This is a genomic window from Roseicella aerolata, from assembly GCF_020523605.1.
Lineage (GTDB): Bacteria > Pseudomonadota > Alphaproteobacteria > Acetobacterales > Acetobacteraceae > Paracraurococcus > Paracraurococcus aerolatus.
Map to the genome: position 1 here is coordinate 1 of NZ_JAJAQI010000122.1, position 3,210 is coordinate 3,210.

A 3,210-nucleotide genomic window follows, 5' to 3' on the forward strand; every position below is an offset into this window, starting at 1 on the left:
AGAACGGGTGGGCGCTCGCCTGCATGGCCCCGCCGGTCGGGCTACGCCCTCCCGACGGCGCCATGCAGGCGTTTCTCATCCAGATCGCCGCGCGTTCTCACCCTGATCGCCGCGCAGCACCCCTTGTACTTCCCTTCGGCCTTCGCACGCGCGATCCCTTCGCGCTGGCGTTCCAGCATGAGCCCGCGCTCGAACTCAGCGACCGCAGCGAGCATCGTCAGCATAAGCTTGCCCGTCGGGCTGCGGGTGTCGATTGCCTGCCCACCCATTGACAAGATCACCAGTCCGATGCCGCGCTGGCCGAGATCCTCCACGATGCGGAGGAGGTCTACGGTGGATCGGGCGAGGCGATCGGGCTTGCACACGAACAGCACATCTCCGTCGCGGACGAAGCGCAGGCACTCCTCAAGTTTCTGGCGCTTGCCGACGCTGCTGACCTGCTCGCTGTAAACGCGTTCGCAGCCCTGCTCCTCCAGCTGCCGCAGCTGGGCATCGAGCCCGGCCTGCTGCTCGAATGTGCTGGTGCGGGCATAGCCGACGTGCATGCGTCCCCTCCCCTGTCGCGTATGAGTCTGGAACACGATGCGATCGCTGTCGCAAAAGGGCGACCGGAGATTTAGCGCGACACCTCGGGGATGTCGCGCACGGGCAAGCCCTATTGCGATGCCATCCGACGCTACGTGCAGGCTCGCGCGCTCCCGCGGCCCCGTGCTTCCATGTGCGTCAGACTGTGCGGAGGAACGACAAGTGGAGGAAGATCCAGCGTTGGATGCGGTTGCCGCGGCTGTGCGTGCCATAGCCACCGCAATACCGGGATGGCCGGGAGGCACGACTGACCTGAGTGATCTGCGGCTCGTACTGGAAAGTGGCGGCATGGCAGCGATCGGCGTCGGCGAAGCCGCGGGACCCGACCGGGCTGTCGCGGCGGCGGAGGCCGCGCTTGCGGACCTCCGCCGCCATCTGTCGACAAGATCGACAGGATAGGTGCGCTTTGCAGGCTCCGCAGCCTCAACGTAAGGCAGTCGCGTTGACGGCGAGGCTACCGCTGGCTCGCCTCGCCCATCAGGTGCAACACCAGTTCCCGCCGGTGCGGGCTGGTCCGGTGCTCGTAGAGGTAGATGCCCTGCCAGGTGCCGAGCAGTGGTCTGCCCTCAGCAACCGGGATTGAGAGCTGGGTTTGGGTTAGCGCCGCGCGGATGTGTGCCGGCATGTCGTCCGGCCCCTCGTCATCGTGCCGGTACCGCCCTCCGCCGCCATCCGGCACGAGCCGCCGCAGGAAGTCCTCCAGGTCAGCCCGGACGTCAGGCGAGGCATTCTCCTGCACGAGCAGCGAGGCCGAGGTGTGGCGGCACCAGACTGTCAGGAGCCCAGTGCCGATGCCCTGTGCCGCGACCCAGCGCAGGATCTGGTCCGTCAACTCCACCAGGCCGCGTCCGCGCGTCGCAACCTGGATGCTGTGCAGCCTCTGCTCCACCTGGCGTCCTCCTCACTGCCCAATGTGAGCAAGCTTGAACATTACCGCATCGCTGATCGTGAATTTCACAGTGAGCAGCGTGATCGAATGTGCGCCACCACCATGCCGCACATAGGGAAAATACCGACGGCTTACGGCGGCGCCAGCGCCGAAACGGTCTACGATTGGCTGAAGGTCGTCAGCCAGACCACCGCTGTCATCCATGCCGACCTTGGAAAAGCTGGTAGTGTTGCATTGCAGCCACTCGCTGCTCTCCCGAATCTGCTCACCGTTCGCAAAGGCGCCTTGAATGCCGAAGAAGCGACACTGCAGATCGTCAATCAAGCAGCTCGGCATTTGTCGGTGCATCCAGCCATCAGGCGCCTCGGCATCATAAGATAGCTTGTTAAACGGCGTTCTGATGTAGAGGCCGTTTATCCTGACCGCGCATTGATGGGAGTATCTGCCGAATAGGCGCGCGCCTTGCGCGACCTTGTAATCACCCGATTGAACGGCCTCGAGTGCATCGAAAAGCTTATGCATGTCCTGCCCAGGAAATCTTCTGTTATTATTTTTCATGTGTCCACTATACGTTTTGAAAATCTGGTAGTCACTATTTAAGGCTCCTGCCTCATTGTCGGGCCAGAAGATTATGATGGCGACAATGGTGAGGGCGCCAAATAACTTTCAGATCTTGGCTTCAGATCCCTTTTGCAGCATCGCTCCCGATGTCCGATCTCTCTGGCTCACTGTCTTCCAGCCATACGTATGCGTCGCGACTTCGATGCTGTGCTGCCTCTGCGCCGCCGGTGGCCTCCTCGCCCCTCACATGGGTCCTATCCCGTACGGCTGGGGCGGTCTTCGGATGACGGAGGGGCGGGAAGGCTATTGATGGGGAGGGCCGCAGAGGAGGGCGGCCCCATGACCCCGGAGGAACTGCAGAACGCACTCGCGGGCCTCACCGGCTCCGACACGCTCATTCGCCACGGCCTAACCCGCCGCGTGCTGATGACCCGGGGTGTCGTGTTCCTGGCGGAGCGGGCCCAGGCCCACTGGCTCACCGACCTGATCGTCTCGCACCAGGCCGACCCGCGCGTGCGCTCGGAACCCTTTCAGGTATGGACCTTGGCTGTGGATGAGCGAACGCGCAGCGCGGTCGCCACGATGACCAACGGCAATTCCGAGACGCCCCTGACCACGCAGGAGATCCCATGCACCGACTTTCCGCTTCCGGCCATCACGCTGTGGCTAATGCAGGAGGCCAATACCTGGGTCATGCTACTGCCCAGTGAGTACTGACCAGTGCTCGCCTGCGTTTTGCCTCGCCGACGACGCTCATTGTGCCATGCCGAAGGTCAGCTTGAACAACATCGCTTTTGATGCATCGGAGAACCAGTACCAGTGTTCGCTGTCGTGAGTGCAGTTGGTCCAGCGGTTGCCCTTAGGGCCACAGGTGGACCTACACCAGCGCGACGGCTCCACCCTCGAGGCGATGCCGGGCAGGCGCACGCCGTACTGCATCGTCTCGGCCAGGCGCTTTGTCGCCTTGAGGGCATCCTCTGCGGCACGCAGCTGCTTCCGCGCAACGGCCATGAGCCTGGTCACGTAGTCTTCGTAGTATGCGACTGCATCGCGCGCGAGCTACGCGGGAAACTGGGTGACGGCCAGCCGATCAGGCGGCGGTCTGTGCTGGCGTCTCCTTGACCTCGACGCCATTGCGGAACCTGACACCCTGGATGACCTTCGGCAACTGGTTC

General features: G+C 63.2%; 6 protein-coding genes. 1 reads left to right on the forward strand and 5 read right to left on the reverse strand.

The genetic code is table 11. The features are described from left to right. Window positions 1-41: 41 nt before the first annotated feature. The 4 genes from LHA35_RS27990 to LHA35_RS28005 form a co-directional block, all read right to left on the reverse strand. Entirely contained in the window at window positions 42-545 is a 504-nt protein-coding gene (locus LHA35_RS27990) for a recombinase family protein (RefSeq protein ID WP_226614641.1), read from the reverse strand. Between the two features lie 178 nt (window positions 546-723). Next, window positions 724-960 (reverse strand): hypothetical protein, encoded by a 237-nt coding sequence (locus LHA35_RS27995; RefSeq protein WP_226614644.1) that lies wholly within the window; start codon window positions 958-960, stop codon window positions 724-726. Between the two features lie 79 nt (window positions 961-1,039). Continuing rightward, a complete protein-coding gene (locus LHA35_RS28000; protein WP_226614656.1) occupies window positions 1,040-1,474 on the reverse strand; it encodes a secondary thiamine-phosphate synthase enzyme YjbQ in 435 nt (144 codons plus the stop codon). Between the two features lie 12 nt (window positions 1,475-1,486). Continuing rightward, window positions 1,487-1,996 (reverse strand): hypothetical protein, encoded by a 510-nt coding sequence (locus tag LHA35_RS28005; RefSeq protein WP_226614663.1) that lies wholly within the window; start codon window positions 1,994-1,996, stop codon window positions 1,487-1,489. Window positions 1,997-2,374: 378 nt separating this feature from the next. Between LHA35_RS28005 and LHA35_RS28010 the strand changes: the two genes are divergently transcribed. After that, window positions 2,375-2,752: a DUF6876 family protein gene (locus LHA35_RS28010; RefSeq protein WP_226614677.1), complete on the forward strand. Its 378-nt coding sequence runs from the start codon at window positions 2,375-2,377 to the stop codon at window positions 2,750-2,752. Between the two features lie 36 nt (window positions 2,753-2,788). Here the strand turns inward: LHA35_RS28010 and LHA35_RS28015 are convergent, their stop codons facing one another. Continuing rightward, window positions 2,789-3,058 carry a hypothetical protein gene (locus LHA35_RS28015; RefSeq protein ID WP_226614686.1) on the reverse strand — a complete coding sequence of 90 codons (270 nt, stop codon included), beginning with the start codon at window positions 3,056-3,058 and terminating at the stop codon, window positions 2,789-2,791. Between the last annotated feature and the right edge of the window lie 152 nt (window positions 3,059-3,210).

Coding starts and splice junctions, on each gene's coding strand:
- LHA35_RS28005 (WP_226614663.1), bottom strand. CDS start 1,996: ATGCATAAGCTTTTCGATGCACTCGAGGCCGTTCAATCGGGTGATTAC.
- LHA35_RS28010 (WP_226614677.1), top strand. CDS start 2,375: ATGACCCCGGAGGAACTGCAGAACGCACTCGCGGGCCTCACCGGCTCC.
- LHA35_RS27995 (WP_226614644.1), bottom strand. CDS start 960: ATGGCGGCGGAGGTCCGCAAGCGCGGCCTCCGCCGCCGCGACAGCCCG.
- LHA35_RS27990 (WP_226614641.1), bottom strand. CDS start 545: ATGCACGTCGGCTATGCCCGCACCAGCACATTCGAGCAGCAGGCCGGG.